Source organism: Streptomyces violaceus (assembly GCF_036014075.1).
GTDB classification, from domain to species: Bacteria; Actinomycetota; Actinomycetes; order Streptomycetales; family Streptomycetaceae; genus Streptomyces; species Streptomyces violaceus.
The window spans coordinates 3,603,301-3,628,578 of sequence record NZ_CP107911.1 but is presented as its reverse complement, the minus strand read 5'-3'; the positions used below and the strand labels follow the sequence as shown (position 1 = coordinate 3,628,578).

General features: G+C 71.1%; 25 protein-coding genes, 3 tRNA genes and 1 pseudogene. 22 read left to right on the top strand and 7 right to left on the bottom strand.

Features of this window, described 5'->3' with window-relative positions; all coding sequences use genetic code 11:
• Nucleotide 1: 1 nt before the first annotated feature.
• The 3 genes from OG542_RS16220 to OG542_RS16210 form a co-directional block, all read right to left on the bottom strand.
• On the bottom strand, nucleotides 2-661 hold the full coding sequence (locus tag OG542_RS16220; RefSeq protein WP_311130369.1) for a response regulator transcription factor: 660 nt from the start codon (nucleotides 659-661) through the stop codon (nucleotides 2-4).
• A gap of 309 nt (nucleotides 662-970) precedes the next feature.
• Nucleotides 971-2,335 carry a sensor histidine kinase gene (locus OG542_RS16215; RefSeq protein WP_328411601.1) on the bottom strand — a complete coding sequence of 455 codons (1,365 nt, stop codon included), beginning with the start codon at nucleotides 2,333-2,335 and terminating at the stop codon, nucleotides 971-973.
• A gap of 149 nt (nucleotides 2,336-2,484) precedes the next feature.
• Nucleotides 2,485-3,705, bottom strand: a complete 1,221-nt coding sequence (locus OG542_RS16210) for a sensor histidine kinase (RefSeq protein ID WP_311127269.1) — start codon at nucleotides 3,703-3,705, stop codon at nucleotides 2,485-2,487.
• Between the two features lie 223 nt (nucleotides 3,706-3,928).
• Between OG542_RS16210 and OG542_RS16205 the strand changes: the two genes are divergently transcribed.
• The 12 genes from OG542_RS16205 (at nucleotide 3,929) to OG542_RS16150 (ending at nucleotide 15,890) form a co-directional block, all read left to right on the top strand.
• A complete protein-coding gene (locus tag OG542_RS16205; protein ID WP_311127270.1) occupies nucleotides 3,929-4,336 on the top strand; it encodes an NADH-quinone oxidoreductase subunit A in 408 nt (135 codons plus the stop codon).
• Entirely contained in the window at nucleotides 4,327-4,941 is a 615-nt protein-coding gene (locus tag OG542_RS16200) for an NADH-quinone oxidoreductase subunit B (protein ID WP_311127271.1), read from the top strand. The genes OG542_RS16205 and OG542_RS16200 overlap by 10 nt, the downstream gene beginning before the upstream one ends.
• Nucleotides 4,938-6,584 carry an NADH-quinone oxidoreductase subunit C gene (locus tag OG542_RS16195; protein ID WP_328411597.1) on the top strand — a complete coding sequence of 549 codons (1,647 nt, stop codon included), beginning with the start codon at nucleotides 4,938-4,940 and terminating at the stop codon, nucleotides 6,582-6,584. Before OG542_RS16200 ends, OG542_RS16195 begins: the two co-directional genes overlap by 4 nt.
• On the top strand, nucleotides 6,581-7,549 hold the full coding sequence (locus tag OG542_RS16190; RefSeq protein ID WP_193482389.1) for a complex I subunit 1/NuoH family protein: 969 nt from the start codon (nucleotides 6,581-6,583) through the stop codon (nucleotides 7,547-7,549). Before OG542_RS16195 ends, OG542_RS16190 begins: the two co-directional genes overlap by 4 nt.
• 2 nt (nucleotides 7,550-7,551) lie before the next feature.
• Nucleotides 7,552-8,214 carry a NuoI/complex I 23 kDa subunit family protein gene (locus OG542_RS16185; RefSeq protein ID WP_193482388.1) on the top strand — a complete coding sequence of 221 codons (663 nt, stop codon included), beginning with the start codon at nucleotides 7,552-7,554 and terminating at the stop codon, nucleotides 8,212-8,214.
• The gene (locus OG542_RS16180; RefSeq protein WP_328411594.1) at nucleotides 8,211-8,909 is read left to right on the top strand and encodes an NADH-quinone oxidoreductase subunit J family protein; all 699 of its coding nucleotides are present in this window, start codon (nucleotides 8,211-8,213) and stop codon (nucleotides 8,907-8,909) included. The genes OG542_RS16185 and OG542_RS16180 overlap by 4 nt, the downstream gene beginning before the upstream one ends.
• The gene (nuoK, locus tag OG542_RS16175; RefSeq protein WP_261680559.1) at nucleotides 8,909-9,307 is read left to right on the top strand and encodes an NADH-quinone oxidoreductase subunit NuoK; all 399 of its coding nucleotides are present in this window, start codon (nucleotides 8,909-8,911) and stop codon (nucleotides 9,305-9,307) included. Before OG542_RS16180 ends, nuoK begins: the two co-directional genes overlap by 1 nt.
• Nucleotides 9,304-11,298, top strand: a complete 1,995-nt coding sequence (locus tag OG542_RS16170; protein WP_328411592.1) for an NADH-quinone oxidoreductase subunit 5 family protein — start codon at nucleotides 9,304-9,306, stop codon at nucleotides 11,296-11,298. The genes nuoK and OG542_RS16170 overlap by 4 nt, the downstream gene beginning before the upstream one ends.
• Nucleotides 11,299-11,304: 6 nt before the next feature.
• Nucleotides 11,305-12,879: a complex I subunit 4 family protein gene (locus OG542_RS16165; RefSeq protein ID WP_328411590.1), complete on the top strand. Its 1,575-nt coding sequence runs from the start codon at nucleotides 11,305-11,307 to the stop codon at nucleotides 12,877-12,879.
• Nucleotides 12,876-14,399 (top strand): NADH-quinone oxidoreductase subunit N, encoded by a 1,524-nt coding sequence (locus OG542_RS16160; RefSeq protein WP_328411588.1) that lies wholly within the window; start codon nucleotides 12,876-12,878, stop codon nucleotides 14,397-14,399. Before OG542_RS16165 ends, OG542_RS16160 begins: the two co-directional genes overlap by 4 nt.
• A 238-nt stretch (nucleotides 14,400-14,637) precedes the next feature.
• Nucleotides 14,638-15,501 carry a zinc metalloprotease HtpX gene (gene htpX / locus OG542_RS16155; protein ID WP_311127277.1) on the top strand — a complete coding sequence of 288 codons (864 nt, stop codon included), beginning with the start codon at nucleotides 14,638-14,640 and terminating at the stop codon, nucleotides 15,499-15,501.
• Nucleotides 15,498-15,890, top strand: coding sequence for a YccF domain-containing protein (locus OG542_RS16150; RefSeq protein ID WP_193482381.1), 393 nt, complete (start codon nucleotides 15,498-15,500; stop codon nucleotides 15,888-15,890). The genes htpX and OG542_RS16150 overlap by 4 nt, the downstream gene beginning before the upstream one ends.
• Before the next feature lie 320 nt (nucleotides 15,891-16,210).
• Here the strand turns inward: OG542_RS16150 and OG542_RS16145 are convergent.
• A pseudogene (locus tag OG542_RS16145) lies at nucleotides 16,211-16,897 on the bottom strand (APC family permease); the annotation flags it as partial.
• Between the two features lie 193 nt (nucleotides 16,898-17,090).
• Here OG542_RS16145 and OG542_RS16140 point away from each other — a divergent pair.
• Entirely contained in the window at nucleotides 17,091-17,357 is a 267-nt protein-coding gene (locus tag OG542_RS16140) for a GlsB/YeaQ/YmgE family stress response membrane protein (RefSeq protein ID WP_184591496.1), read from the top strand.
• A gap of 105 nt (nucleotides 17,358-17,462) precedes the next feature.
• Here the strand turns inward: OG542_RS16140 and OG542_RS16135 are convergent, their stop codons facing one another.
• Nucleotides 17,463-17,951, bottom strand: a complete 489-nt coding sequence (locus tag OG542_RS16135) for a YajQ family cyclic di-GMP-binding protein (RefSeq protein WP_184591494.1) — start codon at nucleotides 17,949-17,951, stop codon at nucleotides 17,463-17,465.
• A gap of 221 nt (nucleotides 17,952-18,172) precedes the next feature.
• Between OG542_RS16135 and OG542_RS16130 the strand changes: the two genes are divergently transcribed.
• The 3 genes from OG542_RS16130 (at nucleotide 18,173) to OG542_RS16120 (ending at nucleotide 20,595) form a co-directional block, all read left to right on the top strand.
• Nucleotides 18,173-18,254, top strand: a tRNA-Tyr gene (locus tag OG542_RS16130).
• A gap of 394 nt (nucleotides 18,255-18,648) precedes the next feature.
• A complete protein-coding gene (gene rox, locus OG542_RS16125; RefSeq protein WP_328411586.1) occupies nucleotides 18,649-20,076 on the top strand; it encodes a rifampin monooxygenase in 1,428 nt (475 codons plus the stop codon).
• 306 nt (nucleotides 20,077-20,382) lie between these two features.
• On the top strand, nucleotides 20,383-20,595 hold the full coding sequence (locus OG542_RS16120) for a hypothetical protein (RefSeq protein ID WP_193482378.1): 213 nt from the start codon (nucleotides 20,383-20,385) through the stop codon (nucleotides 20,593-20,595).
• A gap of 68 nt (nucleotides 20,596-20,663) precedes the next feature.
• Here the strand turns inward: OG542_RS16120 and OG542_RS16115 are convergent, their stop codons facing one another.
• Both OG542_RS16115 and OG542_RS16110 read right to left on the bottom strand, forming a co-directional pair.
• Entirely contained in the window at nucleotides 20,664-21,320 is a 657-nt protein-coding gene (locus OG542_RS16115) for an NAD(P)H-binding protein (protein WP_193482377.1), read from the bottom strand.
• Nucleotides 21,321-21,606: 286 nt separating this feature from the next.
• Nucleotides 21,607-22,866, bottom strand: coding sequence for an amidohydrolase family protein (locus tag OG542_RS16110; protein ID WP_328411582.1), 1,260 nt, complete (start codon nucleotides 22,864-22,866; stop codon nucleotides 21,607-21,609).
• A 239-nt stretch (nucleotides 22,867-23,105) separates the two neighbouring features.
• On the opposite strand from OG542_RS16110, the gene OG542_RS16105 reads away from it, so the two are divergent.
• From OG542_RS16105 to OG542_RS16080, 6 genes are all read left to right on the top strand, one after another.
• Nucleotides 23,106-23,178, top strand: a tRNA-Thr gene (locus OG542_RS16105).
• 46 nt (nucleotides 23,179-23,224) lie between these two features.
• Nucleotides 23,225-23,297, top strand: a tRNA-Met gene (locus tag OG542_RS16100).
• A gap of 90 nt (nucleotides 23,298-23,387) precedes the next feature.
• Entirely contained in the window at nucleotides 23,388-23,552 is a 165-nt protein-coding gene (gene rpmG / locus OG542_RS16095) for a 50S ribosomal protein L33 (protein ID WP_003948671.1), read from the top strand.
• A 100-nt stretch (nucleotides 23,553-23,652) separates the two neighbouring features.
• Nucleotides 23,653-24,105, top strand: coding sequence for a MaoC family dehydratase N-terminal domain-containing protein (locus tag OG542_RS16090; RefSeq protein WP_311127280.1), 453 nt, complete (start codon nucleotides 23,653-23,655; stop codon nucleotides 24,103-24,105).
• Nucleotides 24,106-24,113: 8 nt separating this feature from the next.
• The gene (locus OG542_RS16085) at nucleotides 24,114-24,542 is read left to right on the top strand and encodes a MaoC family dehydratase (protein ID WP_193482592.1); all 429 of its coding nucleotides are present in this window, start codon (nucleotides 24,114-24,116) and stop codon (nucleotides 24,540-24,542) included.
• A 114-nt stretch (nucleotides 24,543-24,656) separates the two neighbouring features.
• Nucleotides 24,657-25,226: a TetR/AcrR family transcriptional regulator gene (locus tag OG542_RS16080; protein ID WP_328411580.1), complete on the top strand. Its 570-nt coding sequence runs from the start codon at nucleotides 24,657-24,659 to the stop codon at nucleotides 25,224-25,226.
• The last annotated feature ends 52 nt before the right edge of the window (nucleotides 25,227-25,278 follow it).

Sequence of the window (25,278 nt, the reverse complement as noted above, 5' to 3'; positions counted from 1 at the left end):
GTCAGGAGTTGAGGTACGTCAGCACGGCCAGGACCCTGCGGTGGTCCCCGTCGCTCTGCGACAGCCCCAGCTTCAGGAAGATGTTGCTGACGTGCTTCTCGACCGCACCGTCGCTGACCACCAGCTGCCGGGCGATCGCCGAGTTCGTCCGCCCCTCGGCCATCAGCCCCAGCACCTCCCGCTCCCGCGGCGTGAGCCCCGCGAGCACGTCCTGCTTACGGCTGCGGCCCAGCAGCTGCGCGACCACCTCCGGGTCGAGGGCCGTACCGCCGTCGGCGACCCGCACCACCGCGTCCACGAACTCACGGACCTCGGCCACCCGGTCCTTCAGCAGATAGCCGACGCCCCGGCTGGACCCCGCGAGCAGCTCCGTGGCGTAGCGCTCCTCCACGTACTGCGACAGCACCAGCACACCGAGCTCCGGGTGCGCCTTGCGCAACTGCACCGCCGCCCGCACCCCCTCGTCGGTGTGCGTCGGCGGCATCCGCACATCGGCCACCACGACATCCGGCAGCTCGCCCTGCGCGTCCAGCTCGGTGATGGTCTTGATCAGTGCCTCGCCGTCACCCACCCCGGCGACGACGTCGTGCCCGCGGTCGGTCAGCAACCGGGTCAGGCCCTCCCTGAGCAGCACTGAATCCTCGGCGATGACCACCCGCACCCTGTCCTCCACGATGTTCCGGCCCCCCACAGCCCGATGCCGCCCGTCCGCAGCCCACAACGGCTCCGCGCCACCCGTGCGACGGGTCCAGCATTTCAGGATCGGGGGGTGGATGGGGGTGGGACGGGCTTCTTGTCCGCACTGATCGGGGGACACGGCCTGCTGCCGTCCAGGCGATTCGGCGAGGGGCTTGCTTCATGTCCGAGTGATTCGGGCTGTGGGTGGGCCCAGGCCGGAGGTTCAAGGGGCGGAGCCCCCTGGCGGGACCAGGGACGGACCAGGACACCCCCACCCGCCCCCGACCAGAGGTCACCGCACGTACGCGCCCCGCCACGGCAACTCCGCGGTCACCTGGGTCGGCCCGCCCGCCGGCGAGTCAACCACCAGGATCCCGTCCACCGCGTCGAGCCGCTCCGCCAGCCCGGCGAGCCCGGACCCCTGGGAGGTGTCGGCCCCTCCCACGCCGTTGTCCACGACCTGCAGCATCAGCCGGTTCTCCGTCCGCCACACCTCCACGCCCGCCCAGGTCGCCCGCGCGTGCTTGCTGACGTTCTGCAGCAGCTCCGACACCGTGAAGTACGCGATCCCCTCGATCGCCGGCGCCGGCCGCTCCGCCAGATCGACCTCCACCCGCACCGGCACCGTGCACCGCGAGGCCACCGCCGACAGCGCCGCGTCCAGCCCCCGGTCCGTCAGCACCGCGGGGTGGATCCCCCGGGCCAGGTCCCGCAGCTCCCGCAGAGCCGTCTTCACCTCACCGTGCGCCTCGTCCACCATCCGCAAGGCCGCCTCCGGATCCTCCTGGAGCTTCTCCTTCGCCAGCCCCAGATCCATGGCCAATGCCACCAGCCGGGCCTGTGCCCCGTCGTGCAGATCCCGCTCGATGCGCCGCAGATCGGCCGCGGCCGTGTCGACCACGACCCCCCGGTCCGACTCCAGCTCCACCACCCGCGAGGCCAGCCGCGACGGCCCGAGCAGCCCGTGCACCAGCAGCCGGTCCACCATCGTCAGCGCCCGCAGGATCCACGGCATGGCGATCGTGAACAGCAGACCCACCAGCGCGGTCATCGTGATCTCGAAGGGGTTGTCGAGGTAGATCCGGTGCGTCTCGTCGCCGTACAACTGGATCCCGTCCTGGCCGGCGTACATCGGGAACACCCAGAACCACAGCGGGTACGTCAGCAGCCCCCAGCCCAGCACCCACACGTTCACGGCGACGGCGAACGAGAACACCGCCCAGGGCAGCTGCAGCAGCGCGTACAGCAGGGCCCGCCACGAGGCGCCGCTCTTGAGGACGGCGCCCATCCACGCCATGGCGCCCGGCTTCCTCATCCGCAGCGGCTCCGGCTCGGCCACCTCCAGGTCCAGCAGCGCCCGCGCCCGGAACCGCTCCACCGCCCCGAAGCCGCGGCACCCGGCGAGCGCCGCCGCCAGCACCGGCACGCCGAGGAACGTCACCAGCAGCCCCGCCCCCAGCGACACCATCGTGACCGCGTAGGTGAACAGCAGGATGCTGATCGGCAGGCTGAGCAGCACATGGCCGAGCTCGCGCCAGGTGCGGCCCTCGACCGGCGCCCGCAGCGCGACGGGCAGCCGGTGCCGCCGTCGTTCGGTGCTGCCGGGGAACCCGGGCCCGCCGTCGAGCCCGTATCCCTGTCCGTACTCCGTGGCCATCGGCGTCGTCCTTCTCCTCGTCCTGGTCCTGCGGCTGTGCTCTCGATACCTCCACCCTGCTCCGCCGCAGGTCGGCGGACCATGGAGTCCGTCGGCGTCTCGGACGGGGGGTTTTCCCTACCTCCGGCCCGGGCTTGTCCCGGCAGGACCTAGCGGGTGCCCGTGGCCGAGGCGTCCGTGCGGTTGCGCCACGGCAGTTCCGCCGTGACCGTCGTCGGGCCGCCCTCGGGCGACTCCAGGACGAACAGGCCGTCCACGGCGCCCAGCCGATCGGCCAGGCCCTTCATCCCCGTACCGCTGTCGAGACTCGCGCCCCCGCGGCCGTCGTCCCACACCTGTATGAGCAGCCGGTCGGCCGTCCGCCACACATCCACCGACGCCGACTTCGCCCGGCTGTGCTTGCTGACGTTCTGCAGCAGCTCCGAGACGGTGAAGTAGGCGATGCCCTCGATGGCAGCGGCCGGCCGCGCGGGCAGGTCGACCGTCACCTTCACGGGGACCGTGCAGCGCGAGGCGACCGAGGACAGGGCCGCGTCCAGGCCGCGGTCGGTCAGCACCGCCGGATGGATCCCGCGGGCCAGATCCCGCAGCTCCTGGAGCGCCAGCTTCACCTCGCCGTGCGCCTCCTCGACCATCGCCGCCGCCGCGTCGGGATCCTCCAGCACCTTCTCCTTGGCCAGGCCGAGCCCCATGGCCAGGGCCACCAGCCGGGCCTGTGCCCCGTCGTGCAGATCCCGCTCGATGCGCCGCAGATCGGCCGCGGCCGTGTCGACCACGACCCCCCGGTCCGACTCCAGCTCGGCGATGCGCCGCTCCAGCTCGTCCGAGGGCGACAGCAGCCCGCGCACCATGGCCCGGTCGGCGTTGGCCAGCCCTCGCGCGATGAACGGCAGCACCGGCCACAGCACGAACAGCGAGGTCAGCGTGATGGTAAAGGTGAGGACACCCCACGGCAGCCGGATGAACTCGTACAGCACCGCACGCCAGCCCACCGGGTCCTTCAGCGACATCCACACCTGGGCGAGGAAGCCGCCCGAGCCGCGCAGCGGCAGCCGGCTCGGCTCGTCCACCCGCACCCCGAGCAGCGCCCTGGCCCTCGCCCGCTCCAGCTTGCCCAGCTGTCGCGCGCCCATGAGTCCGGCCGCGAGCAGCGGGAACCCGATCACCGTGACGGTCAGCCCGAAGCTGGTGGACATCACTGTCATGACGTAGGTGAATCCGAGCAGGGAGAGAGGAAGGTTCGCCAGGAGGTGCGCGATCTCCTTCCAGGTGTGCCGGTCGTAGGCGAACCGGGGCGGCGGCGGGCGGTCGTCCTGCCCGGCCGTCGTCGCGGCCGCCTTCGCGCCGGTGGACGGGAAACGTTCGGTCATATGCGTTAGCGTGCCCGGCCGCGGGCAGCCGCGCCATGAGGTGGACCGCCAGGATCGACTGAGGAAAACCCCACCCCCCTGTGCCAGGGCGTGACGGGCTGCTTACCCTGCCTTTATCAGGGCCTAGACTCCCGTGCGTACAGATCGTCGAACAGCGGCGTCCGGGTGAGCCGGGTGATCGTCGCGGGACCAGGTCCGAGTTTCAAGGGAGCGAGGGACGGACGTGCCGGAACCGACCGTCGTCACCACGACCGTCGTCGCGGCGGACTACTTCCAGTCCTATTCGGTCGTCGGACTGCTCGCCGTGGTCGGCGCGCTGTTCGTCGCCGTCGCCTTCGGGGCCGGCCGCCTGCTGCGGCCCGTGGTCCCCACGCCCGAGAAGCTCCTGACGTACGAATGCGGCGTCGACCCCGTCGGCGAGGGCTGGGCCCACACCCAGGTCCGCTACTACGTCTACGCCTTCCTCTACGTGATCTTCGCCGTCGACTCGATCTTCCTGTTCCCCTGGGCGACCGTCTTCGCCGCCCCCGGCTACGGCGCGGCGACCCTGGTGGAGATGTTCATCTTCCTCGGCTTCCTGGCCGTGGGCCTGCTCTACGCATACAAGAAGGGCGTCCTGGCATGGACGTGACCCCCGACGTGACCCCCGCCGGCCCTGAACCCGTGCTGCTTCCGGAACCGAAGCGGCTCGGCGCCCTCGCGCGCCTCGCACCCGAGCCGATGAAGGTGATCCTCAACTGGGGCCGCCGCTACTCGCTCTGGGTCTTCAACTTCGGCCTCGCCTGCTGCGCGATCGAGTTCATCGCCGCGTCGATGGCCCGCCACGACTTCATCCGGCTCGGCGTCATCCCGTTCGCGCCGGGCCCGCGCCAGGCCGACCTGATGGTGGTCTCCGGCACGGTCACGGACAAGATGGCGCCGGCGGTGAAACGCCTCTACGAGCAGATGCCGGAGCCCAAGTACGTCATCTCCTTCGGCGCGTGCAGCAACTGCGGCGGCCCGTACTGGGACTCGTACTCCGTCACCAAGGGCGTCGACCAGATCATCCCCGTCGACGTCTACGTCCCCGGCTGCCCGCCCCGTCCCGAGGCGCTCCTCCAGGGCATTCTCAAGCTCCAGGAGAAGATCGCACGCGAGTCGCTGGGGGAGCGGTACGGCACGGGACGCCCCTCCGCGGCGGCACTGCAGAGCGGCTTGGTGCGGCCACCGTCCGAGGGCTCGGGGGAGGGGCGATGACCGCGGTCGGCTGGCTGCCCGCCGACGTCGGTGAACTCTTCGGTACGGACGCCACGGCCGAGGAGTCCTACGAGGTCCTGACGGTCGACGTCCCGCCGGCGACCTGGATCTCCGCCCTGGAGACCGCCCGCGACCGGCTCGGCTGCACCTACTTCGACTGGCTGAGCGCGGTCGACGAACCGGGCACGGGCTTCCGCGTCACGGCCCACATCGCGGCCCTGTCTCCCCTCCGCCGCCTCCTCCTGCGTACGACGATCCCGCACGAGACCCCCGCTCTGCCCTCCGCGGTCGGTGTCTACGCGGGCGCCGCCTGGCACGAACGCGAGACGCACGAGATGTTCGGCATCGCCTTCGAAGGCCACCCGGCACTCGACCACCTGCTCCTGCCCGACAGCTTCGAAGGCCACCCCCTGCGCAAGGACTTCGTCCTGGCCGCACGCGTCGCCAAGGCCTGGCCCGGCGCGAAGGAACCCGGCGAGTCGGAACACGGCGGCCCCAAACGCCGCCAGATGCTCCCACCCGGCGTCCCCGACCCGAACGAATGGGGCCCCCTGAAGGGCCAGCTCCCCCCGGCCCCGGCCCGCCCGACCCGCGGCCCGGCCCGAGCAGCAGGCGACCGCCCGGCCCGCGCTGCCGGCGAACGTCCCGTCCGGCGGGCACGCACAGCGGGGGAGGGCTCGGCGAGCCAGGCTGCTGCCGGTGACGCGGCTACTCCGGCCCCGGCCCCGGCTGCGCCGCGCCGTGCGCGTTCGGCGGGGGAGGGTTCGGCGAGCCAGGCTGCTGAGGGCTCGGCGAGCCAGGCTGCTGCCGGTGGCGCGGCTACTCCGGCTCCGGCTCCGGCTGCGCCGCGCCGTGCGCGTTCGGCGGGGGAGGGTTCGGCGAGCCAGGCTGCTGAGGGTTCGGCGAGTCAGTCTCCGTCCGGGGAGTCGCCTGCTTCGGCTCCGACGGAGCCGCGCCGCAACCGCACGGCGGGGGAGGGTTCGGCGAGCCAGGCCGCTGAGGACTCGGCGAGCCAGGCTGCTGCCGGCGAGGCGGCTACTCCGCCCCCGGCGGCCCCGCGCCGTGCGCGTTCGGCCGCGGAAGGCTCGGCCAGCCAGACCACGCCCGGCGACACGTCCCCCTCGTCCCCGGCCGCCCCGCGCCGTACCCGTACCGCAGCGGACGGCTCGGCGAGCCAGACGCCCAGCGGCTCGGAATCCCCGGCGACCGGCCCGGAGTCCCCGCCGCCGGGATCCGACTCCCCGACGACCGGTTCGGAAGCAGCGGCGCCCGGCACCGAGACGCCGACCACCGGGCAGCCGGAGTCTCCCGCCGCCGAGGCCGCATCTCCGACCCCGCCGACGGGACCGCGCCGCGCGCGCAGCGCATCGGAGGGCAGCTCGAGTCAGCGCGCCGCTTCCGACCGAGGCGACAGTCGGCCGGGCCGGTCCGCCCGCACTCCGCGCAGCTCGGACGCCCCCTGGCACCACGCCCGCCCGGCCTTCGACGAACCGGAACCCGAACCGTCGCCCGAGACCGCGCAGTCGCCGACCCTCGAGCCCTCGGGCGACTCGGAGACCCCCGAGCCCACAGAGACCACAGAGCCCACAGAGACTCCAGAGCCCACGGACAACCCCGAAGACCCCACAGGAGGTACGCGGTGAACGACGCGCTCGACGTCACCCTGCGACTTCTGATCGTCTTCGTCGTCTTCCTCACCTTCCCTCTGATCATCGGCCAGACCGAACACAAGGTCATGGCCCACATGCAGGGCCGCCTCGGCCCCATGTACGCCGGCGGCTTCCACGGCTGGGCCCAGCTGATCGCCGACGGCGTGAAGTTCGCGCAGAAGGAGGACATCGTCCCCGCGGGCGCGGACCGCCGTATCTTCCAACTGGCCCCCGCCGTCGCCCTGCTGCCGTACCTCCTCGTCCTGCTCGCCATCCCCATCGGCCCGGGCGAGGGAGCCGTCGGCCAGGTCATCGATGCCGGCGTCTTCTTCGTCCTGGCCGTCATGGGCGTCGGCGTCCTCGGCTCGCTCATGGCCGGCTGGGCGTCCGCGAACAAGTTCTCCCTCCTTGGCGGCCTCCGCACCGCCGCCCAGCTCCTCGCCTACGAACTGCCGATGCTCCTGACCGCCGCCTCGGTGGCGATGGCGGCCGGCACCGTCTCGCTCCCCGGCATCCTCGACGCCTTCGAGTGGTGGTGGCTGCCCTGGCAGATCGTCGGCGCGATCGTCTTCTTCGTTGCGGGCCTCGCCGAACTCCAGCGCCCGCCCTTCGACATGCCCGTCGCGGACTCGGAGATCATCTTCGGCGCGTACACCGAGTACACCGGCCTCCGCTTCGCCCTCTTCCTCCTCGCCGAGTACGCCGGAATCGTCGTCCTGTGCGGTCTCACCACCGTCCTCTTCCTCGGCGGCTGGCACGGCCCCTGGGGCGCCGACGGCCTCGGCTGGGTCTGGACCCTGCTGAAGACCGCCGTCCTCGCCTTCCTCGTGATCTGGCTGCGTGTCACCTACCCGCGCCTGCGCGAGGACCAGCTCCAGAAACTCGCCTGGACCCTCCTCGTCCCCCTGTCCCTCGCCCAGATCGCCCTCACCGGCATCGTCAAGGTGGTGATCAACTAACCATGGCCCCCATCCCCGGCTCCGGCCTCGCCAAGGGCCTGGCCGTCACCCTCCGCACGATGACGAAGAAGTCCGTCACCGCGCAGTACCCGGACGCCCAGCCCGACCTCCCGCCCCGAACCCGCGGTGTGATCGGCCTGTTCGAGGAGAACTGCACGGTCTGCATGCTGTGCGCCCGCGAGTGCCCGGACTGGTGCATCTACATCGACTCCCACAAGGAGACGGTCCCGGCGGCGACCCCCGGCGGCCGCGAACGCAGCCGCAACGTCCTCGACCGCTTCGCCATCGACTTCTCCCTGTGCATGTACTGCGGTATCTGCATCGAGGTCTGTCCCTTCGACGCCCTGTTCTGGTCCCCGGAGTTCGAGTACGCCGAGACCGACATCCACGACCTCACCCACGAGCGCGACAAGCTCCGCGAGTGGATGTGGACCGTCCCGGCCCCGCCGGCCCTCGACCCCGCCGCGGAGGAGCCGAAGGAAGTCGTCACCGCCCGAAAGACCGCCGAGAAACTCGCGGCCCAGCAGCAGCCCGCGCCCACCGAGTCCGCCGCCGACCAGCAGGCCCGCGCGGCGGAAGCCCCCACCCGTCCGGCAGGCGACTCCCGGCAGCAGACCGACCAGCCGAGGCAGCGGCCCGCGGACGGGCAGGAGGGACAGGAATGACCCTGGCCGCAGCCGCCACGACAGCGGCACAAGCCACCGCCTCGGCAGCGCACGCCACCACCTCGGCCGCCGAAAGCCACGGCTTCCTCTCCCCGACCGGCGTCGAGATCGCCTTCCTCCTCGTCGGCCTGGTCACCTTCGGCGCCGCGATCGTCACCGTGACCACCCGGCAGCTGGTGCACGCCGCCCTGTGGCTGGTGGTGACCCTCGGCGGCCTGGCCGTCGAGTACCTCCTGCTCACCGCCGAGTTCATCGCCTGGGTGCAGGTCCTCATCTACGTCGGTTCCGTCGTCGTCCTCCTCCTGTTCGGACTGATGCTCACCAGGGCCCCGATCGGCCACTCCCCGGACGCCGACTCCGGCAACCGCTGGGCCGCCCTCACCGTGGCCCTCGCCGCGGCCGCCGCCCTGGTCTGGGTCGTCGTCGACGCCTTCCGCACGACCTGGATCGACCTGGACGGCCCCGCCGCCGGTTCCACCGAGGCCACCGGCGCCAGCCTCTTCCAGAACTGGGTCCTCCCCTTCGAGGCCCTCTCCGTCCTCCTCCTCGCCGCCCTGGTCGGCGCGATCGTCCTGTCCCGCAAGGCGAAGGCCGACGCGGCGACCGCGCCCGAGAGCGCCCCAGCCGATGGCACCCCAGCCGATGGCACCCCGGCCGGCCGGAGCAAGAAGGACGAGAAGGAAGGCACCCGCTGATGCACCTCGCCTATCCCGCCGTTCTCTCCGCCCTTCTCTTCTGCACGGGCCTGTACGGCGTCCTCGCCCGTCGCAACGCGATCCTGGTCCTGATGTCGGTCGAGCTGATGCTCAACGCCGTCAACCTCAACCTGGTCGCCTTCGACGTCTGGCTCAGCAAGACCGCCGAGGAGACCCTGCACTCCGGCCAGGCCCTGACCCTGTTCACCATCGCCATCGCCGCCGCCGAGATCGGCATCGGCCTGGCGATCGTCCTCGCCGTCCACCGCAACCGCGGCACCGCGGACATCGACAGGCTCCGCGACACCGCCGAACGGCACGACTCCGACGGCCCCGACCACGACGCCCTCACGGCCGAGCGGTCCGACGAGGCCCAGAAGGCTGAGGCCACCGCGTGACCACGACCACCCTCGCCGTCCTCGTCCCCCTCCTTCCGTTCCTCGGCGCCGTCGCCGGCCTGCTCCTGGGCCGCACCGCACCCGGTTTCGTCCGCCCGCTCGCCGTCCTGCCGACGCTCGCCTCCCTGGTGCTCGCCGCGCTGGTCGCCGTACGCCAGGGCGGTGACACGGCCGTCAACGCGGCCACGGAACTCACCCCGACCGGCTCGGTCCCGATCGAACTCGCCCTGCACATCGACGGCTTCGCCGCCCTCGTCGCCGTCGTGGTCGGCCTCCTCGCCTCCTGTGTGCAGATCTACTCGACGGGCTATCTGCGCGACGACCCGCGCTACTCCTCGTACGCCGCTCTCGTCTCCCTGTTCACCTCCGCGATGTTCCTGGTCGTCTACTCCGGCGACCTGATCGTGCTGCTGGTCGGCTGGGAAGTCATGGGCATCTGCTCCTACTTCCTGGTCGGCCACTACTGGGAGACCCCGGAAGCCCGCGCCGCCTCCCTCAAGGCCTTCCTGGTCACCAAGCTCGGCGACGTCCCCTTCCTCATCGGCCTGTTCGCCCTCGCCACCGACGCCGACTCCTTCCGCATCACGAAGGTCCTCGGCGCCGTCGCGAGCGGTGCGCTCGACCACCCGACGCTGATCGCCCTGCTGCTCCTCGCGGGCGTGGCGGGCAAGTCGGCGCAGTTCCCGCTGCACACCTGGCTCCCCGACGCGATGGCGGGCCCCACCCCCGTCTCCGCGCTGATCCACGCCGCGACGATGGTCGCCGCCGGTGTCTACTTCATCGCCCGTCTCCTCCCGGTCTTCGAGGCCTCCCAGGCCGCGATGGTCGTCCTCGCCGTCATGGCAGCCGTCACCATGGCCGGCTCGGCGCTCGCCGCGCTCGCCCAGGACGACATCAAGCGCGTCCTCGCCTACTCGACGATCGGCCAGCTCGGCTACATGACCGGCGCCCTCGCCGTCGGCGACCGCGGAGCCGCCGTCTTCCACCTCCTGTCCCACGGCGCCTTCAAGGCGCTGCTGTTCCTCGCGGCCGGCGTGATCATCCACGCCGCCGGCACCAACTCGCTCGCCGCCATGTCCCGCATGCGGAACCTGCGCGACCGCGTCCCCGACGCCTACTGGACGATGACCGTGGCGCTGCTCGCGCTCGCCGCGATCCCGCCCTTCAGCGGCTTCTTCTCCAAGGAGGCCGTCCTCGGCGTCGCCGAGCACGTCGTCACCGGACACACCGAGCACGCCCCCGCCGCCGCGGGCTGGATCGTCCTCGTCGCCGGCCTGCTCACGGCCGTGCTCACCGCCGCCTACGCGATGCGCCTGTGGCTGCTGGCCTTCCGGGGCCGGGGCACCGAAGCCCCCGACCACGGCAAGGAGCCGCTGACGATGACCGTCGTGCTGTGGGTACTGGCCGCCCCCTCCCTGGCCCTCGGCGGATTCGCCTTCCGCCTGCTGCCCGACTGGTTCGACGGCCGCGACCTCGGCCCGACCCTCACCACCTCCGTGCTCGGCACCGGCGTGGCCCTGGTCGGCGGCATCATCACCTACGGCGCCTGGCGGCACACCACCGCGCTCACGGCACGAGTCCCGCTGGGCGCGGTCGCGGCCCACCCCGAGGGCGACGCCGCCCAGGTCGAGGCGGAAGCCATCGCCACCCACGAGCCGGCCTACGGGGACATCGCCTACGCGCCCGACCCCGCCGACCCGGGACGGCTCCTGCTCGGCCCCCTGCACCGGCACGCGGCCGCAGGCTTCCACCTGGACGCCGTGTACACGGCGCTCTTCGTCCGCCGGGTCCAGGCCGGAGCGAGCCTCGTCCGGTTCCTCGACCGCGAGGTCGTCGAGACCTACGTACGCGGTGCGGGTGCGCTGCCCCGCTGGCTCGGCGCCGCCGTACGACGCGCCCAGACCGGCAACGTCCAGACCTATGTGAGCGCGCTGCTCGCCGGCACCGTCGTCCTCGCGGTCGCCGCCGTCCTCGTCGCCACGGGAGCGTGAGCAGGCGTGATCGATATCAACGAGTCCGTGATGCAGGTCCTTCTGGCGTTCATCGTCGTCGGCCCGCTCCTCGGCGCCGCCGCGGCTCTGCTGCCGGCCCCGCCCGGGCTGAAGGGGAAGTCACCCGAGCAGGCGGTTCTCCGGCACGGCGTCACCGTCACCGGCGCGGTCCTCATCGCGGCGATCGTCCTCGCGCTCGGCTTCGACCACGACCAGCCGTCGAAGATGCAGGCCAGCACGGACATCAGCTGGATCCCCGCACTCGACGTACGCATCCACCTCGGCATCGACGGCATCTCCCTCCCCCTTCTGGTCCTGACCGCGCTGCTGACCTTCCTCTGCGCGCTCTACTCGTACTTCAAAATGCCCGCGGGGCCGACCCCGAAGGCCTTCGTCGCGCTGCTGCTCGTCCTCGAGTCCGGCACGCTCGCGACCTTCGCCGTCCTCGACCTGCTGCTGTTCTTCCTCGCCTTCGAGATGGTCCTCATCCCGATGTACTTCCTCATCGCCCGCTGGGGCGGCGAGGGCCGGAGCCAGGCCGCCTGGCGGTTCATCCTCTACACGCTGCTCGGCTCCGTGGTCATGCTGCTCGGCCTGCTCCTGATCGGGCTCAAGGCGGGCACGTTCGACATGATGGCACTCGCCACTGACAACGGCCGGTCGCTGAGCACATCCGTGCAGGTCATCGCCGTTCTGTCGATCGGGATCGGCCTCGCGGTCAAGACGCCGATGTGGCCGCTTCACAGCTGGCTGCCCGACGCCCACACCGCCGCGCCGACCGTCGGCTCGGTCCTGCTGGCCGGTGTCCTGCTGAAGATGGGTACGTACGGGTTCGTCCGGATCCTGCTGCCCATCGCGCCCGACGGCTTCCGCACCTTCGCGCCCTACCTCGCGGCGCTCGCCGTCGTCGGCATCATCTACGGATCCCTGGCCTGCCTGGCCCTCGCCAAGCAGGGCGCGAAGGGCGACCTCAAGCGCCTCATCGCCTACTCCTCCGTCGGTCACATGGGCTTCGTCCTGCTCGGCATCGCCACCATGACCCCGACCGGTGTGAACGGCGCCCTCTTCGCCAACATCGCCCACGGCCTCATCACCGGCCTGCTCTTCTTCCTGGTCGGCGCGCTGAAGGACCGGACCGGCACCACCGATCTCGACACCCTCGCCGAGGAGACCGGAGCCGCGCTCTACGGCAAGGCCCCGCGCCTCGGCGGCCTGCTCGCCTTCGCCGCGGTCGCCTCGCTCGGCCTGCCGGGCCTGGCCGGCTTCTGGGGCGAGATGCTGGCACTGTTCGGCGCGTTCCAGCCCGCCGCGGGCCTCAGCCGACCCGCCTTCCTCACCTTCATGGCGATCGGCGCGTTCGGCACCCTGCTGACGGCCGCGTACCTGCTGATCGTGGTCCGCCGCGTCTGCATGGGCGCCCTGCCGCACGACGCCCCGAAGCTGACCGACGTCCGCTCGTACGAGCTCGCGGCCTGGACCCCGCTCGTCGCCCTCACCGTCGTCGCGGGCCTGTGGCCCAAGGCTCTCCTCGGCCTGAGCGACCCGGCCGTACAGCAGCTCCTCGCAGGAGGCACCCGATGAGCTCCCCGGCCCAGCCCCTGGCCGCGTCGCTGGTCCAGTCCGTCGACTGGCTCGCGATCGCGCCGCCCACCATCGCGGCGGTGGTCGGACTCGTCGTCCTGGTCGCCGACCTGTTCGTCGCCGAGCACCGCAAGACGCTGCTCGGCTGGACGTCGGTGGCGGGCCTGGCCGTCGCCACACTGATGCTGCTGCCCCTCCTGGACGGCGACCGCAGCACCTTCTGCCTGACCGGCGACGCCACCGTCTGCAGCTACACGGCCGACCGCTTCACCCTGGTCATCCAGTTCCTGGTCCTCGGCGGGGCCCTCCTCACCGCCCTTCTGTCGGTCACCGCCCTGAAGGACGGCCGCAAGGAGCTGCCCGAAGGGGAGTACTGGTTCCTGCTGCTGTCCTCCGCGGCCGGCGCCGCCCTCCTGCCCGCCTCCCGCGACCTCGCGACCCTGATCGTCGCCCTGGAGGTCGCCTCCCTGCCCGCCTTCGCGCTGGTCGGCCTGAAGTACGGCGACCGGAAGTCCTCCGAAGCGGCCCTGAAGTTCTTCCTGTCCTCGGTCACCGCCACCGCGGTCAGCCTCATGGGCATCAGCTTCGTGTACGCCTCCACGGGCACCCTCTACCTCACCCAGGTCGCCGACCGCATCCAGAACGTCGACGGACAGCTCCACACGCTCGCCCAGACCGGCGTCGTCCTCACCCTCGTCGGCTTCGCCTTCAAGACGGCCGCCGTGCCCTTCCACTTCTGGGTGCCCGACACCTACGTGGGGGCGCCCCTGCCCATCGCCGCCTACCTGTCGGTCATCGGCAAGGCGGTCGGCTTCAGCGGCCTGATCCTCGTGACGGTCGTGGCCCTACCGTCGTACGCCGACCTCTGGGGCCCGGCCCTGGCGGTCCTGGCCGCGCTCACCATGACCGTGGGCAACGTCGGAGCCCTGCGCCAACAGGCCACGCGCGCGTACAGCGCGGTCCGCCTGCTCGCCTGGTCGTCCGTCGGCCAGGCCGGCTATCTGCTCGTACCGATCGCCGCCGCCGCGTACTCCGGGGACGCCGAGAAGTCGGTCGGCTCCACCGTGGCCTACGCCCTGATGTACGGCGCCGTGAACCTCGGGGCCTTCGCCGTGGCCGCGCTCGTCGGCCGTACGAAGTCCTTCAACCGCGTCGCCGACTACCGCGGCCTGTACGCGTCGAGCCCCCTGTCCGCCCTGCTCCTGGCGTTCTTCCTGCTCTGCCTCGCCGGACTGCCGCCGGGCATCATCGGCCTCTTCGCCAAGGTCACCGTCTTCGCTGCGGCCGTCGACGCAGGCCTCGGCTGGCTGGCCGTGATCATGGCCGTGAACGTCGTCATCGCGCTGTTCTACTACCTCCAGTGGACGACCCTGCTCTTCCGCGCCCCTGAGGGCGAGCCCGAGAAGCATCGCGTACCTGCCCCTCTCACCGCCGCGATCGCCCTGACCGGTGTCCTCGGCATCGTCCTGTCCGGGGCACCCCAGCTCGTCCTGCGCTTCACCGACACCGCCCTCTTCTGAACGACAGCCGCTTTCGCCACGCGCGTGTGGGGCACCCGCCTCCCCACGCGCGCGTGCCGCTTCCCGGCGCCGTTCACCCGGACGGCCCATACCCGCCGCCGCACGCACAAGGGAACTAGTGCTCCCCGCCTGGCGTTGACCAGTACGGGAGGGTCCACTGGACGTGACACCACGGCACCAGTGGCACCGCAGATCACCTAGCAAGGGTCCCCCTGCCGCACCACTTGGAGGGCGTACCGTGCACCGCCGGCACAACGGGCTCAGGACCGCAGTCCTCCTCGGGGGACTGTCCGCCGTCATCATCGTCATCGGCAGCTTTTTCGGCCGCATGGGGCTCGTCATCGCCGTCGGGGTAGCGCTGGCCACCAACGCGTACGCCTACTGGAACAGCGACAAGCTGGCACTGCGCGCGATGCGGGCCCGTCCGGTGAGCGAGTTCGAGGCCCCGGGGCTCTACCGCATGGTCCGCGAACTCTCCACCCAGGCCCGCCAGCCCATGCCGCGCCTGTACATCTCCCCGACGGAGGCGCCCAACGCCTTCGCCACGGGCCGCAACCCGCGCAACGCCGCTGTGTGCTGCACCGAAGGAATCCTGCGCCTCCTCGACGAACGCGAGCTGCGCGGCGTCATCGGCCACGAGCTCAGCCATGTCTACAACCGCGACATCCTCATCTCGTCGGTCGCCGGTGCCCTTGCCTCCGTGATCATGTTCCTGGTCAACTTCGCCTGGCTGATCCCGATCGGGCGCTCGGACGACGATGACGGCCCCGGCCTGCTCGGCATGCTGCTGATCATGATCCTGGGCCCGCTCGCCGCCTCGCTCATCCAACTGGCCATCAGCCGCTCCCGGGAGTACCAGGCGGACGCCTCCGGCGCCCAGCTCACCGGCGACCCACTCGCCCTGGCCAGCGCCCTGCGCAAGCTCGAACTCGGCACGAAGCAGCTCCCGCTGCCCCCCGAGCCGCGTATCGAGACCGCCAGTCACATGATGATCGCGAACCCGTTTCGCCCCGGCCAGGGCCTCTCGAAGATGTTCTCCACGCATCCGCCGATGGCGGAACGCATCGCACGCCTCGAGAAGATGGCAGGTGGGAACCAGTGAAGACCATCCTGAACGTCATATGGCTCGTCCTGAGCGGATTCTGGCTGTTCCTCGCCTACATGCTCGCGGGCCTGCTCCTCTGCATCACCATCATCGGGATCCCGTTCGGCATCGCGGCCTTCCGCATCGGCGTCTATGCCCTGTGGCCCTTCGGGTACACGACGGTCGAGCGCCGTGAAGCGGGCGCGCCGTCCTGTGTGGGCAACGTGCTGTGGCTGGTGCTCGCGGGCTGGTGGCTGACCCTCGGCCACATCGCCACCGGCATCGCCCTGTGCGTCACGATCATCGGCATCCCGCTCGGTATCGCCAACTTCAAGCTCATCCCGGTCTCGCTGCTCCCGCTGGGCCGCGACATCGTCCGGTCGAACGAGCCGTTCGCGGCCCGCTGACGGCGGGGCAACCCGACCCGATTTTCACAGGCCGGGCGTTATCCACAGGCCCGCCCGGCTGTCAGCGGCGGCCTGCATGATGAACCCATGACCGCGATCGAGCAGTTGCCGACCCGAGTAACGGCCAGGACCCACAAGCCCCGCTCAAGGGACCGGGCTTCGCATCCCGAGCCCGCAGACACGGTGAGAGGCCCCTGACCGGCGCAGCCACAAGGCCCGACGTGTGGCAGTCACCAGAGCCTGGCCGGCGGCAGTCGCCAGAGCCGGACGGGCAGGGGCCAAGAGAACCTGACCGGCAACAGCCGCGAAGCGTCTGCCCCCACCAGCGTGATGCCCAACGCCAGCGGAATCCCGCGCGGAATGGTGCGCGCCGGGTCGCGTACCTCCTCACCGAGGGTCGCGATACGGGCGTACCCGGCGAACGCGAAAGAACAGCAGGCCGGCCGCCTCAAGCACGCCGCCCGCACCGCCCGAGGCCTCGATGTCCAGCCGCCCGGCATCGGCCTCACCGGACACCAGACACCCGACCACCACGGAAGCGAGGACAGCCAGGACCACCGCCACGATCACCCGCGGCAACCAGGCGGACTTCTGTACTCCGCCGTAGTTCACCGCGGTCAGCGCCACCACGGCCGCGACCGCCACCGCATGCGCCTGCCCCGGCCAGACGTACGTGCCCACGGTGAGCGCGCCGCACAGGAGGCCGTCTTCCCGACCACGAACGACCAGCCCGCGAGACACCCCCAGAACTCCCCGAGCCGCTCACGCCCGTAGACGTACGTGCCGCCCGAGGCGGGATACAGGGCGGCGAGGCGAGCCGACGACATGGCGTTGCAGTAGGCGACCACGGCGGCGACGGCGAGCCCGAGGAGCGGCCCGGACCCGGCCGCGTGCGCAGCGGGCGCGAGGGCGGCGAAGATCCCGGCTCCGAACATCGAGCCGAGTCCGATGACGACGGCGTCCCCCACGCCGAGGGTACGGCGCAGTCCGGAACCGGAGGCTGACATGCGTCGCACCCTATTGATCAGTGCAACCGGCGGGCGTCGCCAGGGCGTCCTCCCCACCAAGACGGCGTGAAAGCGCGCGGCAAGGACGACGCACGCGGTACGCCCGACGTACGACGCACCAGCACGGCCTGCCGGGAGCAAGATCACATGGCCGGGACAGTGCGGGCACAGCGTGAAAGGGCAGGTTCACGGCATGACCATTATCAGCTGGATCATCCTGGGACTGTTGGCCGGAGCCATCGCGAAGTTCCTGCTGCCGGGGCGCGACCCGGGCGGCCTCATCGGCACGACCCTGATCGGCATCGCGGGCGCGTTCATCGGCGGCTGGATTTCGGCCCGCTGGATGGACCACCCGGTCACCAAGGACTTCTACGACGGCACGACCTGGGCCGCGGCGATCGGCGGATCGCTCGTCCTCCTGATCGCCTACCGCCTCCTGTTCGGCAACTCACGCAACTGACCGCGCTCACCGACCGCAGCTGGCAGGCGAGAAGGGTGGACACCGGCAGGTGACCACCCTTCCTCGTACCAGTGCAGACCGGGAGCCCGGAGGACCCGACCGGACCTACCGGTAGTTCACGAACTGCAGGGCGAAGTCGTAGTCCTTGCCCTTCAGCAGGGCGATGACGGCCTGCAGATCGTCACGGTTCTTGGAGCTGACCCGCAGCTCCTCGCCCTGCACCTGCGCCTTCACGCCCTTCGGGCCCTCGTCGCGGATGGTCTTCGCCACCTTCTTCGCGTTGTCCTGGGAGATGCCCTCCTTGATCGAAGCGAAGATCTTGTACTCCTTGCCGGAGAGCTGGGGCTCGCCCGCGTCCAGAGCCTTCAGCGAGATGCCGCGCTTGATCAGCTTGGACTGGAAGACGTCGAGGATCGCCTTCACCCGGTCCTCGGAGTTCGCCTCCATGAGGATCTGCTCACCGGACCACGAGATCGAGGCGCCCACGCCCTTGAAGTCGTAGCGCTGCGAGATCTCCTTGGCGGCCTGGTTGAGTGCGTTGTCGACCTCCTGCCGCTCGACCTTCGAGACGATGTCGAAACTGGAGTCGGCCATGTCCTGTGGCTCCTTGTATCGGGGTGCGTATCGTGCGTACAGGCGTACGTGGGCGGCCGCCGGTCCCGTTCGGGTCCCGGGCCGCATCCGGACAAGCCTAGCCACCCCCCGCCCTCCGGGCGCCGATCAATCGGGTGGCGAAGCACCCCGCCACATCAGGTATTGTTTACGTCGTTGCCACGGAGCGCCGCCGAAAAGCGGCTCGCCGGGCAGCTACCCCCGGCGGTGTGCCCGAGCGGCCAAAGGGAGCAGACTGTAAATCTGCCGGCTCAGCCTTCCCAGGTTCGAATCCTGGCGCCGCCACACTGGGGAGAACCCCCTTCCTCTGCGGAGACGCAGAGGGAGGGGGTTTTTCGTATGCGGTGGCCGCGGAGGCGGGCTCCTCGGAGCAGGGTGATGCGTCTCTCACTCGGCGGCTACGGCACAAAGGCGGCGAACGCCTGCGGCGGCTGCGGGAGTTCGGGCGGCGATCTGTGTGGCCTTAGGGTGCCTGCGACGCCCTGAAGGGTCCACGGAGCGCGGCCAAGCCGCCTGCCCTCTCGCTGATCCACTCCACGGAGACAAAACGAAAGGCAAGGAGTCACGCACTCCTTGCCACTCTCAACTTATAGCGCGCGGGGGCCCTTGCGGCAAGCCCCCGGTCGTGTCGCAGAATCTTCGGCCTGGAGCCAGAAACAGGCGAAAAATGGGGTTTGCCGTGATTGATGTGATCATTGTCGGCGGTGGACCGACCGGCATGATGCTGGCCGCCGAGCTGCGGCTGCACGGCGTGCACGTGGTCGTGCTGGAGAGACTGGCGAAGCCGACCGGGCAGTCCCGGGCACTCGGTATCCATGTGCGCAGCATCGAGCTGATGGACCAGCGTGGTCTGCTGGAGCGGTTCCTCCCGCTCGGCCGGAAGTACGAGACCGGCGGATTCTTCGCCGGCATCAGCACGTCGTGGCCCGACCGGCTGGACACCGCGCATTCGTACGTGCTCGGCATCCCGCAGAGCTTCACCGAGCGCCTGCTGACCGAGCACGCCGTCGAGATCGGCGCCGAGATCCGGCGCGGCAGCGAGCTGGTAGGGCTGGGCCAGGAGGACGACGGTGTGACCGCCGAACTGGCCGACGGCACACTGCTGCGCTCGCGCTACCTCGTCGGCTGCGACGGCGGCCGCAGTACCGTGCGCAGGCTGCTCGGCGTGGGCTTCCCCGGAGAGCGCGCCCGGCACGAGACGCTGCTGGGCGAGATGGAGGTGGCCATGCCGCCGCCGGAACTGGCGGCCGCGGTGGCCGAAGTCCGCAAGACTCAGTGGCGGTTCGGCGCCATGCCCCTCGAAGGCGGGACGTACCGCGTCATCGTGCCGGCCGAGGGGGTGACCGCGGACCGCACGGTTCCGCCGACCCTGGAGGAGTTCAAGGAGCGGCTGCGGCACTTCGCCGGCACGGACTTCGGCGTGCATTCGCCGCGTTGGCTGTCCCGGTTCGGCGACGCCACGCGGCTGGCCGAGCGCTACCGCGTCGGCCGCGTGCTGCTGGCCGGCGACGCGGCGCACATCCACCCGCCGACGGGCGGGCAGGGGCTCAACCTCGGGATCCAGGACGCGTTCAACCTCGGCTGGAAGCTGGCAGCCGAGGTGCGCGGCTGGGCACCGGAGGGACTGCTGGACAGCTACCAGACCGAACGGCACCCGGTGGCCGCGAACGTGCTGGACAACACCCGTGCGCAGATGGAGCTGTTGCTCTCCGAACCGGGGCCCCGGGCCGTGCGCCGGCTGATCGAGGAACTGATGGACTTCGAGGAGGTGAACCGGTACCTGATCGAGAAGATCACCGCGATCGCGGTCCGCTACGACTTCGGCGAGGGCCACGAACTCCTCGGCCGGCGGCTGCGGGACGTGACGCTGAAGCGGGGTCGCCTCTACGAGCTGATGCGCGGCGGCCGCGGGCTGCTGCTCGACCAGACCGGCCGGCTGTCGGTGGCGGGCTGGGCGGACCGGGTCGACCACGTCGTCGACGTCAGCGAGGAACTGGACGCGCCCGCGGTCCTGCTGCGACCGGACGGCCATGTGGCCTGGGCCGGCGAGGACCAGCGGGAGCTGCTCGGCCGACTGCCGAGGTGGTTCGGCGCGGCGACGGGCTGAGCGCGTCCTGGTCTCACATGAACTGCTCGCCCGGATGCCCGGATGCCCGGATGCCCGACTGGTTCGGCGTGGCAGTCGGGCGAGCGGGCAAGTCCTGAGCGACCTGACACGGGCGGCGCGCACCCGGTCGTACGTATCCTATTGATTGACTTAATCAACCGGCATGTGGCGGCCCCGTAGACGAGTAGACGGGAACCCAGTAGACGAAGGGAGCAGGCGCGGAGCAGAGGACAGGCATACTCACGCCGCACACGCGGGCACACTGGCCCCATGTCCTCCCGCCGCACACGCGGGCACACTGGCCCCATGTCCTCCCGCCGCAGAATCTGCCCCGAGTGCCGCCGCGAGATCGCCGTCGTCGCCGGGCGGTACGCGCGGCACGACCCGCCCGGCGCCCGGGAACACGGCGAACTCACCTCGTGCCCGGGCTCCCGCCGACAGGCCCGGCCCGGCGCGGAGCAGCCGACCCTGGACGGCTACGCGGTGCCGGACTTCCCCGGCCAACTGCCCCTGTTCTAGGCGTACTCCAGGAGTTCCCCCGCCGACCGGCGGAGGAGGCCCGGCCGCGAACCGCCGGGCCTGGCCCCTCAGTTCCCCGCCACCGACTTCACCGCCACGGACACCGGCGCCGGTCCGCTGATCAGCTCCAGGGTGAGCCCGGCCGTCGCGGCGGTGTCCACCAACTCCGCCAGTACGGCGGCCACGTCGTCACGCGGAATCGGCCCGCGGCCCGTGCGCGCCTCCAGGCGGACGAGCCCGGTGCCGGCGTCGTCGGTGAGCTGACCGGGCCGCAGGATCGTCCAGTCCAGGGCGTTGAGGCCGCGCACGTACGCGTCCGCCTCGCCCTTGGCGCGCTGGTACACGTCGAAGATCTCGTCGCCCTCGTGCTGCGGATCGGCGCCCATGGACGACACGACCACGAGGCGCCGTACGCCCGCCTTCACCGCCGCGTCCGCGAAGAGGACCGCCGCGGCCTTGTCCACCGTGTCCTTGCGGGCCGCCCCGCTGCCCGGGCCCGCGCCCGCCGCGAAGACCGCCGCGTCGGCACCCCGCAGCCGGTCCGCGACCTCGTCCACGGACGCCGACTCCAGGTCGAGCACGACCGGTTCGGCACCGGCCTCCCGTAGATCGTCGGCCTGTTCGGCCTTGCGGATGATCCCCGCTACCTCGTCCCCGCGCGCGGCGAGCAACCGCTCCAGCCGCAACGCGATCTGACCATGACCACCAGCGATGACAATGCGCATGCCTTCGACCGTACGCCCGGACGCCCCCATCCGCCGCACGACTTCGGCCACGCCCCCACCGACCCCCGCCCCACGACAGGGGCTTCGGCCCTGCGACACTTCCCCCCCCGCCCCACGGCAGGGCCCCGGCTCTACGACACTTCCCCCCGCCCCACGGCAGGGACCCGGATCTACGACACTTCCCCCCGCCCCACGGCAGGGACCCGGCCCTGCGACACTTCCCCCCGCCCCACGGCAGGCCCCGGCCCTGCGACACCTCCCCCCGCCCCATTACAGGGCCCCGGCCCTACGACACCGCCCCCCGCTCCTGCCGCGGCAGCCCCAGTTCCACCGAAGCCGCCGAATCGCAGTACTCCCGGACCGCGCTGGTCCGTGCCACCACACGCCCCCGGTGCACCACCACCCGGCTGTACGCCAGCGAGAGCGCCCCCGCCAGCCGGTCCCCGCGCACCGCGAGCAGTTCGGCCGGGAAGCCCGCCTCCACGCGCACCTCGGGCAGCCCCAGCACCGCCCGCGCCGCCCCGCTCACCGTGTCGTACGCCTCCTCGGGCGCCAGCCCATGGCGCGAGGCCAGCAGGAACGCCGCCTCCAGCGGGTCACCGCGCCCCACGGGGTTCGACACGTCCCGCAGGGCCCCGCTCCCGGCGGCCACCCGCACCCCGGCCGCACGCAGCAGCCGTACCGGAGCCGCTCCCCGCCGGTCCACACCACCGCAGCCGCCCTGCGGCAGGCACACCACCGCCACTCCGGCCGCCGCGAGCTGGTCGGCGGTCCGCGAGGCCACCTCGGTGGGCAGCCGTCCGAGGTCGCCGCACGGGCTCAAGGTCACGCCGGGACGCAGCCCGCCCGCCATCGCCGCGAGCCGGGCCAGCCGCGCCGGATCCCCGGCGTCCGTGTGCAGGTCGACGGGGCAGCCGTGCTCGGAGGCCACCTCCAGGACCGCCTCCACGTAGCCCGTCGGATCCGGGTCGAGGTCGGGCCGGCCACCCACCACCGAGGCGCCCATCTTCACCGCGTCCCGCAGCACCGCCAGCCCGTCCGCCCCGGCCACGCCGGTCAGCACCCGGGGCATCGCCACCGTCGTCAGCTCGGCCAGCCCCCGCAGGGCCCGCCGCGCCTGCAACACCGCCTCGAGCGCGCCCAGTCCCTGGACGTCACCCACGCGCACGTGGGCCCGCACCGCCGTCGCCCCGTGCCCGAGCTGGAGCAGCGCGGCCTCGGTCGCCCGGCGCTGCACGTCGCGCGGCTCGTACGGGACCGGCCCCTCGGCGTCGGCCGACAGGGCCGTGTCGGCGTGGGCGTGCGGATCGGCCGGGGCCGGCAGGAGCAGATAGCCGCCGAGATCCACCCGTGTCCCGCACGCGCGCGTGCCGCCCGCCGCCAGGCTGCCGGCCGTCCCGACCGCCTCGATGCGCCCGCCGCCCAGCCGTACGTCCACGGTCCGGCCGTCGGTGAGCCGCGCCCCGCACAGCAGCAGCGACGACGGGTCGGCCGGACCCGGCGAGGACGACGGGGGCGGTGGCGGCTGCGGCTGGCTGTCGGGCATCGCGCTCCAGGGGCTCGGGCTTGCGCACGGGAGGACGCATGATCACGCAGAGTGAGTCGAGCCTAGGACGGCCTCCCGCCCATGGCGGGGAGGAGCGCAATAGTCGTACCGGTGTGGCCCGCTGTGCGGAAGGGAAGGCGCTTACGAGGCTGCCGGCAGGACGGTCCGAGCGCCCGCGGCGGGTACCCCGAAACGGATTTGGGTGAACGGCTGCCGAGCGTGTAATGTCTTCATCGCTCGCCCCAATAGCTCAGTCGGCAGAGCGTCTCCATGGTAAGGAGAAGGTCAACGGTTCGATTCCGTTTTGGGGCTCTGGTGTGTGAGGTTCCCGCCGCGAGGCGGGGCCCGATCGCATCACAGCGGTGTAGCTCAGTCGGTAGAGCAAGCGGCTCATAATCGCTGTGTCACCGGTTCAAGTCCGGTCACCGCTACTGACAGTAGCCGATTGCGGGGTCGGTCCTTCGATCGGCTACTCTTTTATGCGTTAAACCAATCCTATCCGTTCGTCAAGGAGCACTCACGTGGCTGCCACCGACGTCCGCCCGAAGATCACGCTGGCCTGCGTGGAGTGCAAGGAGCGGAACTACATCACCAAGAAGAACCGGCGTAACAACCCGGACCGTCTTGAGATGAAGAAGCACTGCCCGCGTTGCAACGCGCACACCGCGCACCGCGAAACGCGATAAAACAGGCTCGTACACGAGGCCGCTCCCGAGTGATCGGGGGCGGCCTCGCGTCGTTGAATGACCCGTACCGGTCAGTAGAGCAACCAGGAGGTACCGAGCCATGGCGCTCGACCAGTCCTTCGTGGGGCGGACGTACCCGCCCACCGCGCCCTACGAGGTGGGCCGGGAGAAGATCCGTGAGTTCGCCGAGGCGGTCGGGGACGCCAACCCGGCGTACACGGACGCGGAGGCCGCCAAGGCACTCGGTCACCCCGACGTGATCGCGCCGCCGACCTTCGTCTTCTCGATCACCTTCAAGGCCGCCGGCCAGGTCGTCCAGGATCCCCAGCTCGGCCTGGACTACAGCAGGGTGGTGCACGGCGACCAGAAGTTCGCCTACCGCCGCCCGGTCCGCGCCGGCGACCGGCTCACGGTCACCTCGACCATCGAGGCGATCAAGTCCCTCGCGGGCAACGACATCCTGGACATCCGAGGCGAGGTCCACGACGAGGCCGGCGAGCACGTCGTGACCGCCTGGACCAAGCTCGTGGCCCGCGCGGCCGAGGAGGCGTGAGCGATCCCATGACGGCGAAGATCTCCTACTCCGACGTCGAGGTCGGCACCGAACTGCCCGCGCAGACCTTCCCCGTGACCCGCGCGAACCTCGTCCAGTACGCGGGCGCCTCCGGCGACTTCAACCCGATCCACTGGAACGAGAAGTTCGCCAAGGAGGTCGGCCTGCCGGACGTCATCGCGCACGGCATGTTCACCATGGCCGAGGCGATCCGCGTGGTCACCGACTGGGCCGGCGACCCGGGCGCGGTCGTCGAGTACGGCGTCCGCTTCACCAAGCCGGTCGTCGTCCCGAACGACGACGAGGGGGCCGTGATCGAGGTCGCCGGCAAGGTCGCGGCCAAGCTCGACGACAACACCGTCCGCGTGGACCTGACGGCGACCAGCGCGGGACAGAAGGTGCTGGGCATGTCGCGGGCGGTCGTGCGGCTGGCCTGAGCAGGCGAGACGAGTACGGGTAAGGGGCGCTCTCTATTGCGGGGCGCCCCTTGCGCGTACGGAGTCGGCGATGTGCCCTTGACTTAGTTAGTGATTGCGTACTAACTTACTTCCATGGTCAGGATGAGTGCGGAAGAGAGGCGCGAGAGCGTCATCCGTGCGGCGACGATCGAGTTCGCCCGCGGCGGCTACCACGGCACGTCGACCGAGGCGATCGCCCGCCGGGTCGGCGTCTCGCAGCCGTATCTCTTCCGGCTCTTCCCCGGCAAGAAGGCGATCTTCCTGGCGGCGGCGCAGCGGTGCGTGGAGGACACGATCCGCACATTCGCGGAGGCCTCCGAAGGGCTTGAGGGCGAAGAGGCCCTGCACTCCATGGGGAACGCGTACACCAAGGTCATCGCGGAGCGGCCCGAGCGGCTCATGATGCAGATGCAGATGTACGTCGCTGTGAAGGCCGCCGAGGAAGAGGGTGACCACGAGTTCGGCGAGTCGGTGCGCGCCGGCTGGATGCGGCTGTGGGACACCGTCCACGTGCCGCTGGGTGCCGACGTCGACGAGACGACGACCTTCATGGCCTACGGGATGCTCGTCAACTGCCTGGCGGCCATGGGCTTCCCTCCCGAGCATCGCGTCTGGGAGGGGCTGTACCCGTCGGCGCGGATCAAGGGCCGGCTGGAGCACTGACAAGGAGGAGCGTGGCTGTGCCTTCTTTCATGACCGTGAAAGTTAGTGATCA